Below are 13,465 nucleotides of genomic sequence, written 5' to 3'. Positions count from 1 at the left end.
ATTAAAAAGATCCGCCATGGATTTATGTGCATATAACGAGGACCATTGGTATTTGTTACAAATTTTATCCTGACCCACAAAAAAGCCTGGTAAAAACCAGGCTTTGGAAGGTCAGGTTAAGGTGCTATCAGGGAATGTGGTCCAGATCTGCACCCTCTTTTTCGACGGGTATTAAATCTTCACGACTGATCCCCAGTGCCAATGTCGTTGTACTGGCCACAAATATGGAAGAATAAGTACCAACGATCACACCAACAATCAGCGCAAATGCAAACCCATGGATCAGTGCCCCACCAAAATAGAACAAGGCGATCAGTACAAGCATGGTGGTAAACGAAGTGATGACTGTTCTGGACAGGGTTTGCCCAATTGACGTATTGATGACTTCTTCTGTGGACTTTTTACGGCCCTTTCTGAAGTTTTCCCGAATCCGGTCGAATACCACGATGGTGTCATTCAAAGAATATCCGATCACCGCGAGCAAGGCCGCCAGCACCGTCAAGTCAAACTCCACTTGCCAGATAGAGAAGACCCCTGCAGTGATGATCACATCATGCACCAATGCGGCAATTGATCCCAGAGAGAACCGCCATTCAAAGCGGATGGTCACATAGATCAGAATTCCAATGATGGCATATAACAAGGCCAGTGAGCCCTGCTCTACCAACTCATCACCCACCTGAGAACCGACAAAATCGGCCTTGGTGATGCGTGCCGAACTGTCCAGCTCCTGTAACACTTCCAGCATTTCATTGCTGAGTTTGGCCTCATCATTACCTGACAGGTTGTCTTCAGACTGTTCTTCGTGCTGTGGAGGTACGGTGATCTCGACGTCTTTACTGCCACCAAAGTTTTTCACCACTATATTGTTCAAACCACTGGCTTCAAGGCGATTACGGACTTCAGCCACCTCAGCCGGGTTAGCAAAATTCACCACCACCACAGTGCCACCAGTGAAATCCAGACCAAAATTCAGGCCCCTGGTAAACAACGATGCCAATGAGATGATGATCAGTATTGTAGAGATCACCAACGCAATTTTGCGCTTACCCATGAAGTCGTATTTAATGTTTTGTAAAATTTCCATGAGTCGCTCCTTAAATGGCAATCGATTTGAGTTTCTTCTTACCACCATAGATCAGATTTACCACTGATCGTGACAGCATGATTGCAGTGAACATCGAAGTCATGATGCCGATACTCAGGGTCACCGCAAAGCCCTTGATTGGGCCGGTACCAAAGGCAAACAGCACCACCGCAGCGATGAAGGTGGTCACATTGGCATCAGCAATGGTGGAAAAGGCCTTTTCATAACCCGATTTGATGCTGCCTTGTATGGTGTTACCGAGCCGCATTTCTTCTTTGATACGCTCAAAAATCAATACATTGGCATCCACCGCCATGCCCACAGTGAGCACAATTCCAGCGATGCCAGGTAAGGTCAGAGTGGCTCCGAACAGTGACAGACATGCCACCATCAACACCACATTAACCGTCAACGCAATGTTGGCAATCAGACCAAACATGCGGTAATAGATGATCATGAACACCAGCACCAGGGCCAGGCCAATTTGCACCGACAACACCCCTTTGTCAATGTTATCCTGCCCCAGAGAAGGACCGATTGTTCGCTCTTCGACAATTTGCACCGGAGCCGCCAGAGCACCTGCCCTTAACAGCAGTGCCAATTCATTGGCTTCTGCCTGGGAATCCAGTCCTGTGGTCTGGAACTGATTTGAAAACACACCGTTGATGCGGGCGTTACTGATGACTTCTTCTTTACTGCGGTATTGCATCACACCATCATCATTCTTGCCGATGGGGATGCGCTCCTTGAAAACCACACCCATGAAGTTACCCACATTGGATTTGGTGAACTCCAGCATGCGACCAGCACCAATGCTGTTCAACTTCACAGAAACCGCTGGCGATCCTGATTGCTGATCAAATGTAGCCTGGGCATCAATCAGTTGATTACCCGTGGCAATCACGCGATCTTTCAACAAGACCGGTCGACCCTGGCGGTCATAATACAATGAAGAACCAATCGGTGAACGACCGGTTCTGGCCGCCAATTCAGCATTGTTTTCCATGTCAGTGGCCCGGTATTCAAGGGTCGCTGTGGCATCCAGGATGTTCTTGGCAGCAGTGGTGTCCTGCACGCCTGGCAACTGCACTACAATCCGTTCCAGGCCCTGTCTTTGCACTATGGGTTCTGCCACACCGATCTCATTGACCCGGTCACGCAGGGTTGTGAGGTTTTGGTTCAATGCATTTTCTTTGATCTTATTCAATGATTCTTCAGTCAATAACCCTTGAATTTCAAACAAATCGCCATCAACCACTTCATTCAATCTCAATTCAGTGAAGTCTGTGCTGATCAGTTCCATGGCCGCATTCATATCGGCCTCATTGCGAAAAGTGACTGACAATTCATTGGCTTCCCACTTGATCAGTTTTTTGCGGATTTTTTCTTTGATCAAAGCAGCGGTGATGTCAGAGCGGATTTGTTTTTTCTTGTTTTCAGTGGCTTCCTGCATGTCAACTTCAAGCAGAAAATGCACACCTCCCCTTAAATCCAGGCCCAGATTCATGGCACTGCCACCGAGGTCTTCAAGCCACTCGGGCACATTAGGGCGTAAATTCATTGCGGTGTCGTAACCGCTCAAACCTTCTTTCAAGGCATCCTGACCCAATCGCTGGTCATCCAGGTTGGCAAATTTAACGATGGCGGTGTCACCATCAATGATGATGTCATCATAGCCTATCTGGCTGTCAGTAAGTACCTGACCAATTCGCTCCAGTGTACTTTGCTCTACCGGAGTGTCCTGCTGAGATTTGACCTGTACCACCTGACTCTGACCATACAGATTGGGCAGCGCATACAAGCCCCCCATGGTCACAATCAGCAGAATCAAAACGTATTTCCATAGGGGATATCGATTCATGATCAGTTTCCTGCTTTAATTGTTATGTGTGTTCACTTATTTCAGTGACTTGATGGTGCCTTTAGGCAACACTTTGGCCACTGCGCTGCGTTGCACATGGATCTCAGTGTCTTTGGCAACCTCGATCTTAATGAATGCTTCGTCAACCGCGACAATGGCACCCAAAGTGCCACCGTTGGTGATCACTTCATCGCCAACCGCCAAAGCACCAACCATTTCGTTGTGAGCTTTCATGCGTTTTTGCTGCGGTCTAATTAACATGAAATACATGATCACAAAAAACACACCGATAAAGATAAAAGACCCCATTGGGCTGGCTGGTTCACCTGACTGAGCCATGGCATCAGAAATAAAAAAATTCATCATCAATCCTGTTTGTCGTTATACAAAAGCGCGCTATTATAGCACCACAGATTCAACGATATAGGACTGGTATGGCAAAAAATCAAGACCCACATATAAACAACACCAAACAAATGACAATCGTCCATGGCGGCTGCCATTGTGGTGGTGTCAGATTCACCGCCCAGGTCCCAATTGGCAGTACACTGCTGCACTGTAATTGTTCAATTTGTGCCATGACTGGTTTCATTCATTTAATTGCCACACATCAACAGTTTGAATTGAAGTCCGGCGAATCATTACTCAGCAGCTACCGTTTTAACACTGGCCAAGCCAATCATTTATTCTGTAGCCAATGTGGTGTAAAATCTTTTTATCAGCCACGTTCACATCCAGACAGCTGGAGCATCAATGCCCATTGCCTGGATGATTACGACGCAGCTCGGTGGCAGCACCAGGATTTTGATGGTAAGCACTGGGAACAGGCCAAAGACAAACTTGAAAGCAACTACGAAAACACATGATCAGCATCAACACCGACCGACTGTCCATCCTCCCAACCCACAAAAATTGCTGGTCGATTCATGACCGCAGCGACGAACAGTTGATTGGTAAACTGTTTTTTCGCGATCAATGGTTCAACATCCTGCTCAAACCCCAGTCGCTGCGGCTGGGAGTCGCTACCGAAGCCAGTTACGGATTAATGAAAGCCATCAACAGCGAACACTACAAAGCCAGAACCGCTGTTCCTCATGCACAACAGTTTCTGACCAGTATGGGTTTCAGTCCAACAGGTGACCATTATGAAGTCACCATTGAACACCTCAAACAGCCTGACCCTTACCACACATTGAATCATCAACTGGACATTGACATCACCAAATTGAAAACGCCTGTTCAATGGACGGCAGCTCAATTGATTGATACCGACAATGATTGTTTTGGCCGACCGGCCAAACTGCATCCCAGGTGCGCTGCTGCCTGGCAGGCGATGAAGTCTGCGGCGGCTGAAAATGGCATTGAGCTTCAATTGGCTTCTGCTTACCGATCAATGAAATATCAGGCACACCTCATTGCACAAAAACAACGAAACAAGCAAGCCATTGAAGACATACTGATCACCAACGCCGCTCCGGGACACAGCGAGCACCACACCGGTTGTGCGATCGACATCACCACGCCTGGCTTCACCCCGCTGGAAGAAGCATTTGAAAACAGTGCTGCTTTTCAGTGGTTGAACGCGCATGGCGCAGATCACGGTTTCAGCATGAGCTATCCGAGAGAAAACCCGCATGGCATTATCTACGAACCCTGGCATTGGCGTCACCAAAGCTGAATACCACCTATATGGAGAATAACACATGGAAGACAAACAAACTTTTCATATAAAACAGAATAGAATCACTCAATTGCTGTTGTTGCTGGTGCTGTTTGAGTGCAGTGCCTTACTGAGTTTGCTGTTGACTGAAGATGATCATCAACTGGCAGCAATCAAAGCTCAGGTTACGAACTCACTGGGTACAGAGGCGCCCACAAAAGAACTGGAACGCTTTGAATCCTGGCGAATTGGCCCCTATCAGAAAACAAAATTGATGTTTGCCAGACAAGGCGACCAACAATTATCTGTCCAAACCAGCCACTGGTGGGGCTTTGAGCCAAACATACACTGCCTCTCAGTTGACAGGGAAAAGCCCTGTCAGTAGTTCTGCACCACAAATTCATCCAGTATATCGATGAATTGCTGTGCGATGTTGTCACCTTTCAGGGTGTGGGTTTTTTGACCGCGAATAAAAATTGGGGCCGAAGGGGTTTCACCGGTACCAGGCAGGGAAATACCAATGTCAGCGTGCTTCGACTCACCAGGGCCATTGACAATACAGCCCATCACTGCGACATTCATTTCTTTGACACCAGGGTGCGACAGTCGCCATTGTGGCATTTTGGCATCCATGTGCTCTGTGACTTGCTTGGCCAGCACCTGAAAAAACTCACTGGTTGTGCGACCACAACCCGGACAGGCAGTGACCTCGGGTTTGAATGATTGCAATTCCAGACTTTGCAGGATTTGCTGGGCCACTTTAACCTCTTCGGTACGAGCCTGATTGGGCTCAGGTGTCAGTGATACCCGAATGGTGTCACCAATTCCCTGCTGTAACAAAACCGACAACGCCGCAGTAGATGCAACAATGCCCTTGTTTCCCATTCCGGCCTCAGTGAGTCCCAAATGCAAAGCATAGTCACATTGTTGGTGTAATGATTGATAGATTCTGATCAGCGATTGCACCCCACTGACTTTACAACTAACGATGATCTTTTCAGCCGGCAATCCAAATGATTCGGCCTGCCTGGCACTGGTTAAAACAGATTCTATCAAGGCCTTTTCAATCAGCGCTTCACTTGATAATGGTTCAATTAAACGGGCATTTTCATCCATCATCCGGGCCATCAGTTTCTGGTCGAGGCTGCCCCAATTGCCGCCGATCCTCACCGGCTTATTCAGGTCTTTGGCCACCTGAATGATGGATTCAAATTGTTGATCACGCTTTTTTCCAAATCCCACATTGCCCGGGTTGATACGGTATTTGGCCAACTTTTCAGCACACTCGGGAAAGTCCTGAAGCAAACGGTGACCGTTGTAATGAAAGTCACCTATTACCGGCACATCACAACGGGCAGCGCGCAGTCGGTCAATGATTTCCGGTACAGCTGCGGCTGATTCTTCATTGTTCACTGTAATCCGCACCAGCTCTGAACCGGCTTGGTGTAATTCATAGATTTGTTGAGCCGTTGCTTTGGCATTGGCTGTGTCGGTGTTGGTCATTGATTGCACCACCACCCGGCCGCTACCTACTTCGGTGTTACCGACTTTTACCGGAATTCTGTTTGTCATGATGTCTGTTGTCCTGCTGTAATCCAATCACCAATGATGAAAATTGAGCCGCTCCCAGCTGTCTGCGTAATATGTAACGATGATGTTGCCGGCCCTGCTGGTCCGCCCATTTTAACAGCACCACATGTGGCCACAACCAATGATCAAGCAATGTCAGTTCCTGGACATCTGTACCATCGACCTGATGCCACAGTAAGGATTGACTGCGGACCACCTGAAATGATTTATTGGCCTTGATTGAACGACCATTGACCAAGCATCCGGCCAGCAGGGGGATGACAGCCAAAACCGCCAGTCCACCTGTCCACAGCACCATGGGTATGGTTGCAATCAACACCCACTGAAGCAACCAGCGGCTGTCAGTCATTTCACTGGCTTTGATGGTAACCGGCCGCACAGATTTGTTTCACCAGACCAGAAAACAGCTGATGCTCATCAGCTGGCTGCCGTTTGCCACTGAGCCAATACCACAACAACATGTCCTGTTCTTCGAGTAATTGATTAAAAATGGTTTTGTCCACCTCACTCATGCTGCCATAACAAGCATCCAGATACCTGTTAAGAATGAAATCCAGTTCTTTCATGCCACGTCTGCAACGCCACCTGAAAAAACCCTCAGTTAACACAACAGCATCGTCCTGGCTCATTTACAAAGCATGCCTCTGGGCAATCATTTTCTTGATTTCACCAATCGCTTTTCCTGGGTTTAGCCCTTTGGGGCAGGTGTTGGCACAATTCATGATGGTATGACAGCGATACACCTTAAAAGGATCTTCCAACTCTTCCAGACGCTCTCCGGTATATTCATCCCGGGAATCTGCCAGCCAACGATATGACTGTAACAACACAGCAGGTCCTAAATAGCGATCACCGTTCCACCAATAACTGGGACATGAAGTCTGACAACAGGCACACAAAATGCATTCATACAATCCATCCAGTTTTTCACGATCTTCAATCGATTGCAGGCGCTCTTTATCAGGTAACGGTACTGAGTCAGTCTGCATCCATGGTTTGATGGAAGCATATTGCGCGTAAAAGTGACTCAGGTCAGGCACCAGGTCCTTGATCACCTCCATATGAGGCAACGGATAGATGGCAATTTCCTTACCTTTGAATTGTTTGATGGATGTCGTACAGGCCAGTGTATTGGTGCCATTGATGTTCATCGCACATGATCCACAGATACCTTCCCGGCAAGATCGGCGAAAGGTCAATGTGGCATCCATTTCGTCTTTGATTTTGATCAAACCATCCAACACCATAGGACCACAATTATCCAGGTCCACCTCATAGGTGTCTGTTCTCGGATTTTCATTGTCATCCGGTGACCAGCGATAGACTTTGAAGGTGGTTGTCTTGCCAGCATTGGTGGCTTTGTGATGATTGCCTTTTTTGACTTTTGAATTTTTGGGTAATCTGAATTCTGCCATGATAATCCTCTAGTAAACTCGTTGCTTGGGTGGAATCACTTCGCACTCATCGGTCAGTGTATTCATGTGCACCGGTCGGTAATCAAATTCAACCTTACCCTGTTCATTCAAATATGCCAGGGTGTGTTTCATCCACTCGTCATCGTTTCGATCAGGGTAATCTTCGCGGGCATGTGCACCACGGGACTCTTTGCGGTTTTCTGCTGAAAACATGGTGACTTTGGCCTGATCCATCAGGTTTCTTAACTCCAGTGCTTCGACCAAATCAGTGTTCCACACCATGGATTGATCACTGACTTTGAGGTCTGCCATTTTTGCTGCGGTGGCGGTGATTTTCTCACAGCCTTCCTGCAGTACTTCACCGGTTCTGAAGACCGCTGCGTTGTTCTGCATGACCTTTTGCATTTCCAGACGCAACTCCGCCGTTGGTATGGAACCATTGGCATATCTTGCAGCGTCCAAGTCGCTCAATGAACGATCCAGAATGCCTTCGGGCAATTCCCGCTGATTAGCACCTGGCTTGATGATTTCAGCACATCGGTTGGCCACGGCCCGGCCAAACACAATCAAATCCAGCAATGAGTTTGAGCCCAATCGGTTGGCCCCGTGTACAGAGACACATGCCGCTTCACCAATGGCAAATAATCCAGGTACAACCTGATCCGGGTTATCACCCACTTTATTGACCACTTCACCGTGGTAATTGGTTGGGATACCACCCATGTTGTAATGTACCGTTGGCAACACTGGTATGGGTTCTTTGGCCACATCCACTCCCGCAAAAATCTCCGCTGATTCTGCAATACCGGGCAGGCGTTTGTTGATCACATCGGCACCCAGGTGTTCCAGATGCAAATGAATATGGTCTGCCTCATTGCCCACCCCACGACCTTCACGGATTTCGATGGTCATTGAGCGGGAAACCACATCACGAGAAGCCAGATCTTTGGCGTTGGGCGCGTAACGTTCCATGAATCGCTCACCCTTTGAATTGGTCAAAAACCCGCCTTCACCACGCACTCCTTCGGTGATCAGACAACCGGCACCATATATACCGGTCGGATGAAACTGGACAAATTCCATATCTTGCAAAGGCAAGCCAGCACGCAGAACCATGGCATTACCATCACCGGTGCAGGTGTGTGCTGAAGTACAGGAAAAATAAGCCCTGCCATAACCACCTGTCGCCAGAATCACAGCCTGACCTCTGAACAGGTGCAACGTTCCGTCAGCCAGGTTCCAGGCCAGCACCCCTTTGCATTCACCATTTTCCATCACCAGATCAATGGCAAAGTATTCAATAAAGAATGAAGCGTCATGTTTCAGTGATTGCTGATAAAGGGTGTGTAAAATGGCATGCCCGGTCCGGTCCGCAGCTGCACATGTGCGCTGAGCAGTACCTTCACCAAAATTGGTGGTCATTCCGCCAAAAGGACGCTGGTAGATTTTGCCGTCTTCGGTGCGCGAAAACGGCACGCCGTAATGCTCGAGCTCAATCACCGAAGGGACAGCTTCTCTGCACATGTATTCGATGGCATCCTGATCACCCAGCCAGTCAGACCCTTTGATGGTGTCGTACATATGCCAACGCCAATCATCTTCACCCATGTTGCCCAGTGAAGCAGACATACCACCCTGTGCCGCCACGGTATGAGACCGGGTTGGAAAAACCTTGGTGATACAGGCAGTTGACAAGCCTTTGGTGGCCAGCCCCATGGTGGCCCTGAGACCGGCACCGCCGGCGCCCACCACGATGGCGTCAAATTTATGTTCGGTAATGTTGTATGCTTTAGTCATGATTTATCCAAATAATACGGTAGAAACAGCGTAAATATTGACCATCATCAAAATGATCATACTGAGTTTAATCAGGTACTGCAGAATCAATTGCCAGCTGTGACTGCCGACATAATCCTCGACAACCACCTGCAAGCCCAGCGCTCCGTGGTAACTGGCGGTAAGGGTGAATAACAACAACACAATGGCATTGAGGGGTTGCGCCATCCAGCCGAGCATTTGAGCTGCTGTGACACCATCCATGCGCAGCAGACTGATCAGCACAAACAATCCGGTTGGAATCAGCAATACCGCTGTCATGCGCTGCATCCACCAGTGTTTAAAACCATGTTTGGCCGTACCCAGGCCTTTCACTTTACCCAAATCAGATCGGTAACTCATGATACATACCCCCAATAGATTTCACCCGCAGTCAACAACACAGCGACAATGATCACCAGTGTACCGGTTTTATAAACTGTAGGAATGTCATAACCCTTACCCGCGTCCCAGAACAGATGCCTGATGCCATTACACAAATGGTAATTGAAGGTAAACAGCCAGGCAAACAACAGCACGGCACCCAGGCCCTGGGCAAAAAACGCAGCCAACTGATCAGCAGCGGCTGCCTGCGTGGTGACCAAGTAAAGCCAAATGGTAAAAACCACCACACCTGCGGCCAGCACCATGCCAGTGAGCCGATGTGCTATCGACAACATGGATGTCAGCTGGGGTTTATAGACCTGCAAATGTGGAGACAGCGGGCGGTTCGGATTGCTCATGAGTACTCCGTTAAAAATGGTTTAAAAGTCAATGCAACGACCGTTTTTTTCCCAATCACCATAACGGGTGGGGTCCAGCCCGCCTTTTCTGCCACCGACTTCTTTAGGCCGGCTGGAAGTCGCATCAGAGGCATTCTCGCCCTGGTTCTTTGGTGGGTTGTCTGGTTGTTGCTTTGAATTGTTATCAGTCATGTTTTTGTGTGGGTTTTTATGGTTGGCTACATTGTGCTGTTAAGACCATCAAAATACCGTGATTTTCCAGTATAACAAACATCATTTCACCTGATTAAAAGCCAGTGCACAGCAGTGAGTTTCTCTGGCTTTTAACCGCCACAAATTATATCATTGAACGATCATTAGTTAAAGAATCATTAATTTCAGAATGACACAAAATTTTGACTGCGTTTCTGTGCTCTCACTCAGCGGTGAAGACTGCGCACAATTCCTCAACAACCAGCTGGTCTCAGAAGTCAGTAAAATCACTCAATTCAGTTACTCAGCCATCTGCAATCCAAAAGGCCGGATCATTTACAGCTTATGGATCCAGCCCACAGCATCAGGCTTTCTGCTGGGTGTGGATGAAGGCTTGAGTGAATCCTTGCAACAATACATCAACATGCGTAAATTTCGCATGGATGTACAGATCACCAGCACTGACCAACAATTGCAAGTGACCGATGGCCACACCGAACATTATGACTTAGGGCATTTCAGCTTTGCACAACCAAAAGACAAACCGGCCAGTGCGGATGCATTCTGGCGAATCATGTTCTCCCTGAATCTCCCCTGGATCACTCAATTGACCACAGAAATGTTCATTCCTCAACATGTGAATCTCGACCAGGCTCACGTCATCGCTTTTGACAAAGGCTGCTACCCCGGTCAGGAGATTGTGGCGCGACTGCATTTTATCGGCCAGGTCAAAAAGCGGTTGCAGATGATCACCTACCAAAACCCGCACAGCCATCCAGTTGGAACAGTCGTTGAAGTCAATGACATGCCAAATCCAGTGGAAATTTGCGCCCCTTCAATCAAAATTGGAGCAAAGTGGCAAACCCAGGCAATTGTGCCCTTATAGGTCATTTTCCGTTTTTTTGAATCCCATCAAAGAAAATTAAACAATTTTACTGTCTAAAACCTTGACAAATATAGAATGACGGCATTTATTTACGTTTAATAATCTTAAATATCATGCTAGTATAGATAAGTATTACAGTTAAACATTAATGGTGGGACATTCAATGAAAAAAACTCAAATCTGCATATTGGCCGCTCTTTTCCTGTTTGCTCAACACGCCCTGGCACAGACTGTGACCCTGGCTGTAGAAGCGGTGTACCCCAAAGATCAGGCGGAATACGTTTATGAACCGCTGAAAAACTGGCTGGAGAAAAAAACGGGTCTTGATGTACAGATTGAGAGCGCTGACAACTACTATTTTTATTGGCGGGCCGCCAAAAACAATGAGCCTGAGTTCACCCTGGATGCATCCCACATTGCAGCTTACCGCATGCAGGAAAAAAACTACATCCCACTGGCCAGGGTACAGGAGGACATCTCTTATCACCTGATATCCAACTTTGAGCCAGCCGAAGGTCAGACCGTGGCCGAATTTCTGGTGGGTAACCGAGTGGTGACTTTACCCAATCCCAACATGGGCTCAATGCTGTTCGATGAGTGGTTCACAGATTTGTTCTTACAACCCCAAAAGATTGTCACCGCCTTATCCTGGGAAGACGTGATTGAACAAGTGTTTGCTCAGTCTGCTGATGCCGCCATCATCCCCAGCTCATTGTTTGACCTGTATCCCAACTTTGCCACACTGCAGGAAAGTAAAAAAATACCGGGTCTGACGTTTCTGGCCTCTCCCAACACCAGTCCCCAATTACGTGAATCATTTAAAAATGCCATTCTGTCAATTGGAGAGGATGATGAGTCATACGACATCCTCGCCGAACTCAACAGTGACGGCTTTATCGAGGTTGATACAGAAGCCTATCAGGGATTAGCAGAATACCTGACTGATTTACTGTACTGAGTTCACATTTTTCAATCAATGATCGGTCTATAATGGAATAATATTCTGATGTTTAGGTTGCACAGATGAACAATACAGATACAATTCAAAACATGAGCACAGACAACCAAGTTGATCGAAGAAGATTCACCCGCATTCCCGTCAGAAAGGAAGTGACTTTGTATACGGGCATGCAGTGCTGGACTTCGCACATTCATGATTTATCTTTGAAAGGCGCTTTGCTGAGTTGCCCCAAAGAACACGTGCTTAAATCAGGCGACTTATTACGCCTCAGTATACCTGTGGACAATTCTCCAGCCATCATCATGAACATTGAGGTGATTCACTCCAATGGCGAGACATTTGGTGCAGAATGGACTCAAATCGATATGGACAGCTTTGCCATATTAAAGCGCACCATTGAATTGAACATCAAAGAGAAAGAAAACCTCAGAAAAGACATCAAAACCTTATCCGAATAAGACCACAAACAATCCGCCACCTATTTTTCAGCAACCAAATAGCATACCCAGGCTGCATCAGCCGTGCCTTCACGTGAAGAGGTATAAACCCCATCTCCCTCGCCGGTCTCATCATCGGTTCCTTCCCAGTAAACTTCCGCAGTGGTAAAACCAGCCTCAAGCAGCATACCCGTGATTTCAGGCAAGGTCCACAACCGCCAGTAATATGAAAATGCCCGGTCCATCTTTATCCCTTCATCAGTGACAAAATGAATGTAACATTGCATCTGCGAATTGATTGGGTTGAAACTGGCTTGCTCCCAAATATAGGTGAAACCATCACACTCACGCTCTTCCCTCACTTCTTTGGCCGCTTCATACCCGCCAAAAGCATCCAGAAAGAACACCCCGTCATCTTTGAGTGATTCCCTGACACTGGCGAAATAACGAATCATTGTTGGCCTGTCCATAAAAATAAAGTAGCTGAAATTCATGGCCAGAACTGCATCCACGGCTGGTGCAGAAACCGCCATGACATTCTCATTGAGCAACACAATTCGCTGTTGTTGGCTTTCATCCAGCGATGAAACATTATGATCCATACCCCACTGTAAAACCAGCGGGTCCAGATCAACCGCCCAAGCCTGGTTGGCCTTATTGCGGCCAATCCACTCACAAGCGGTTTGTGCGGTACCACAAAAATCTTCACGCAAAGTCCGGGCTGGTCTGCCTTTCAACTCCTGAAAGGTTGCTTCAACAAAATCAATTTCTGCCTCAACACACTGTACCGCATGCTGATAAAAATAATGTTTATCCAA

At 47.5% G+C, this 13,465-nt stretch carries 18 protein-coding genes; 6 read left to right on the top strand and 12 right to left on the bottom strand.

Annotated elements, in window-relative coordinates:
* Positions 1-127: 127 nt before the first annotated feature.
* Genes secF through yajC form a run of 3 tightly spaced genes read right to left on the bottom strand, consistent with a single transcriptional unit; the run spans position 128 to position 3,314 of the window.
* On the bottom strand, positions 128-1,087 hold the full coding sequence (gene secF, locus B0475_RS08310; protein ID WP_077411351.1) for a protein translocase subunit SecF: 960 nt from the start codon (positions 1,085-1,087) through the stop codon (positions 128-130).
* Positions 1,088-1,097: 10 nt separating this feature from the next.
* Positions 1,098-2,948, bottom strand: a complete 1,851-nt coding sequence (secD, locus tag B0475_RS08305; RefSeq protein ID WP_077411350.1) for a protein translocase subunit SecD — start codon at positions 2,946-2,948, stop codon at positions 1,098-1,100.
* Between the two features lie 36 nt (positions 2,949-2,984).
* Positions 2,985-3,314: a preprotein translocase subunit YajC gene (gene yajC / locus B0475_RS08300; protein WP_379876254.1), complete on the bottom strand. Its 330-nt coding sequence runs from the start codon at positions 3,312-3,314 to the stop codon at positions 2,985-2,987.
* Positions 3,315-3,382: 68 nt separating this feature from the next.
* On the opposite strand from yajC, the gene B0475_RS08295 reads away from it, so the two are divergent.
* The 3 genes from B0475_RS08295 to B0475_RS08285 are packed head-to-tail and all read left to right on the top strand — an operon-like array spanning position 3,383 to position 4,993.
* Complete coding sequence (locus B0475_RS08295) at positions 3,383-3,814, top strand: GFA family protein (protein ID WP_198538169.1); 432 nt, start codon at positions 3,383-3,385, stop codon at positions 3,812-3,814.
* Positions 3,811-4,626, top strand: a complete 816-nt coding sequence (locus tag B0475_RS08290) for a M15 family metallopeptidase (RefSeq protein WP_077411349.1) — start codon at positions 3,811-3,813, stop codon at positions 4,624-4,626. Before B0475_RS08295 ends, B0475_RS08290 begins: the two co-directional genes overlap by 4 nt.
* A 25-nt stretch (positions 4,627-4,651) precedes the next feature.
* Entirely contained in the window at positions 4,652-4,993 is a 342-nt protein-coding gene (locus B0475_RS08285; RefSeq protein WP_077411348.1) for a hypothetical protein, read from the top strand.
* Here the strand turns inward: B0475_RS08285 and ispG are convergent.
* Genes ispG through B0475_RS08245 form a run of 8 tightly spaced genes read right to left on the bottom strand, consistent with a single transcriptional unit; the run spans position 4,987 to position 10,363 of the window.
* The gene (ispG, locus tag B0475_RS08280) at positions 4,987-6,180 is read right to left on the bottom strand and encodes a flavodoxin-dependent (E)-4-hydroxy-3-methylbut-2-enyl-diphosphate synthase (RefSeq protein WP_077411347.1); all 1,194 of its coding nucleotides are present in this window, start codon (positions 6,178-6,180) and stop codon (positions 4,987-4,989) included. The two genes, B0475_RS08285 and ispG, sit on opposite strands and share 7 nt — an antisense overlap.
* Positions 6,149-6,547 carry a hypothetical protein gene (locus tag B0475_RS08275; protein WP_157892805.1) on the bottom strand — a complete coding sequence of 133 codons (399 nt, stop codon included), beginning with the start codon at positions 6,545-6,547 and terminating at the stop codon, positions 6,149-6,151. Before B0475_RS08275 ends, ispG begins: the two co-directional genes overlap by 32 nt.
* A gap of 1 nt (position 6,548) precedes the next feature.
* Positions 6,549-6,827: an FAD assembly factor SdhE gene (locus B0475_RS08270; protein ID WP_077411345.1), complete on the bottom strand. Its 279-nt coding sequence runs from the start codon at positions 6,825-6,827 to the stop codon at positions 6,549-6,551.
* The gene (locus B0475_RS08265; protein ID WP_077411344.1) at positions 6,828-7,613 is read right to left on the bottom strand and encodes a succinate dehydrogenase iron-sulfur subunit; all 786 of its coding nucleotides are present in this window, start codon (positions 7,611-7,613) and stop codon (positions 6,828-6,830) included.
* Positions 7,614-7,622: 9 nt separating this feature from the next.
* Entirely contained in the window at positions 7,623-9,410 is a 1,788-nt protein-coding gene (gene sdhA, locus B0475_RS08260; protein WP_077411343.1) for a succinate dehydrogenase flavoprotein subunit, read from the bottom strand.
* Between the two features lie 3 nt (positions 9,411-9,413).
* A complete protein-coding gene (gene sdhD, locus B0475_RS08255) occupies positions 9,414-9,791 on the bottom strand; it encodes a succinate dehydrogenase, hydrophobic membrane anchor protein (protein WP_077411342.1) in 378 nt (125 codons plus the stop codon).
* Complete coding sequence (sdhC, locus tag B0475_RS08250) at positions 9,788-10,171, bottom strand: succinate dehydrogenase, cytochrome b556 subunit (RefSeq protein ID WP_077411341.1); 384 nt, start codon at positions 10,169-10,171, stop codon at positions 9,788-9,790. Before sdhC ends, sdhD begins: the two co-directional genes overlap by 4 nt.
* A gap of 21 nt (positions 10,172-10,192) precedes the next feature.
* Positions 10,193-10,363 (bottom strand): DUF1674 domain-containing protein, encoded by a 171-nt coding sequence (locus tag B0475_RS08245; RefSeq protein WP_077411340.1) that lies wholly within the window; start codon positions 10,361-10,363, stop codon positions 10,193-10,195.
* Between the two features lie 190 nt (positions 10,364-10,553).
* On the opposite strand from B0475_RS08245, the gene ygfZ reads away from it, so the two are divergent.
* The 3 genes from ygfZ to B0475_RS08230 all read left to right on the top strand — a co-directional run bounded on the left by ygfZ (position 10,554) and on the right by B0475_RS08230 (position 12,668).
* A complete protein-coding gene (gene ygfZ / locus B0475_RS08240; RefSeq protein WP_077411339.1) occupies positions 10,554-11,249 on the top strand; it encodes a CAF17-like 4Fe-4S cluster assembly/insertion protein YgfZ in 696 nt (231 codons plus the stop codon).
* A 163-nt stretch (positions 11,250-11,412) separates the two neighbouring features.
* Positions 11,413-12,207: a phosphate/phosphite/phosphonate ABC transporter substrate-binding protein gene (locus B0475_RS08235; protein ID WP_157892803.1), complete on the top strand. Its 795-nt coding sequence runs from the start codon at positions 11,413-11,415 to the stop codon at positions 12,205-12,207.
* A 92-nt stretch (positions 12,208-12,299) separates the two neighbouring features.
* Positions 12,300-12,668, top strand: coding sequence for a PilZ domain-containing protein (locus tag B0475_RS08230; RefSeq protein ID WP_157892802.1), 369 nt, complete (start codon positions 12,300-12,302; stop codon positions 12,666-12,668).
* 20 nt (positions 12,669-12,688) lie between these two features.
* Here B0475_RS08230 and B0475_RS08225 read toward each other — a convergent pair whose 3' ends face one another.
* Positions 12,689-13,465 (bottom strand): class I SAM-dependent methyltransferase, encoded by a 777-nt coding sequence (locus tag B0475_RS08225; protein ID WP_198538168.1) that lies wholly within the window; start codon positions 13,463-13,465, stop codon positions 12,689-12,691.

Source organism: Marinicella sediminis, assembly GCF_002000055.1.
Lineage (GTDB): Bacteria > Pseudomonadota > Gammaproteobacteria > Xanthomonadales > Marinicellaceae > Marinicella > Marinicella sediminis.
The sequence above is the reverse complement of the archived record's forward strand: the minus strand, read 5'-3'. Positions and strand labels throughout refer to the sequence as shown.

Coding starts and splice junctions, on each gene's coding strand:
- ispG (WP_077411347.1), bottom strand. CDS start 6,180: ATGACAAACAGAATTCCGGTAAAAGTCGGTAACACCGAAGTAGGTAGC.
- yajC (WP_379876254.1), bottom strand. CDS start 3,314: ATGATGAATTTTTTTATTTCTGATGCCATGGCTCAGTCAGGTGAACCA.
- B0475_RS08230 (WP_157892802.1), top strand. CDS start 12,300: ATGAGCACAGACAACCAAGTTGATCGAAGAAGATTCACCCGCATTCCC.
- B0475_RS08295 (WP_198538169.1), top strand. CDS start 3,383: ATGGCAAAAAATCAAGACCCACATATAAACAACACCAAACAAATGACA.
- ygfZ (WP_077411339.1), top strand. CDS start 10,554: ATGACACAAAATTTTGACTGCGTTTCTGTGCTCTCACTCAGCGGTGAA.
- B0475_RS08235 (WP_157892803.1), top strand. CDS start 11,413: ATGAAAAAAACTCAAATCTGCATATTGGCCGCTCTTTTCCTGTTTGCT.
- sdhD (WP_077411342.1), bottom strand. CDS start 9,791: ATGAGTTACCGATCTGATTTGGGTAAAGTGAAAGGCCTGGGTACGGCC.
- B0475_RS08270 (WP_077411345.1), bottom strand. CDS start 6,827: ATGAGCCAGGACGATGCTGTTGTGTTAACTGAGGGTTTTTTCAGGTGG.
- B0475_RS08275 (WP_157892805.1), bottom strand. CDS start 6,547: ATGACTGACAGCCGCTGGTTGCTTCAGTGGGTGTTGATTGCAACCATA.
- B0475_RS08245 (WP_077411340.1), bottom strand. CDS start 10,363: ATGACTGATAACAATTCAAAGCAACAACCAGACAACCCACCAAAGAAC.
- sdhC (WP_077411341.1), bottom strand. CDS start 10,171: ATGAGCAATCCGAACCGCCCGCTGTCTCCACATTTGCAGGTCTATAAA.
- secD (WP_077411350.1), bottom strand. CDS start 2,948: ATGAATCGATATCCCCTATGGAAATACGTTTTGATTCTGCTGATTGTG.
- B0475_RS08265 (WP_077411344.1), bottom strand. CDS start 7,613: ATGGCAGAATTCAGATTACCCAAAAATTCAAAAGTCAAAAAAGGCAAT.
- B0475_RS08290 (WP_077411349.1), top strand. CDS start 3,811: ATGATCAGCATCAACACCGACCGACTGTCCATCCTCCCAACCCACAAA.
- B0475_RS08285 (WP_077411348.1), top strand. CDS start 4,652: ATGGAAGACAAACAAACTTTTCATATAAAACAGAATAGAATCACTCAA.
- sdhA (WP_077411343.1), bottom strand. CDS start 9,410: ATGACTAAAGCATACAACATTACCGAACATAAATTTGACGCCATCGTG.
- secF (WP_077411351.1), bottom strand. CDS start 1,087: ATGGAAATTTTACAAAACATTAAATACGACTTCATGGGTAAGCGCAAA.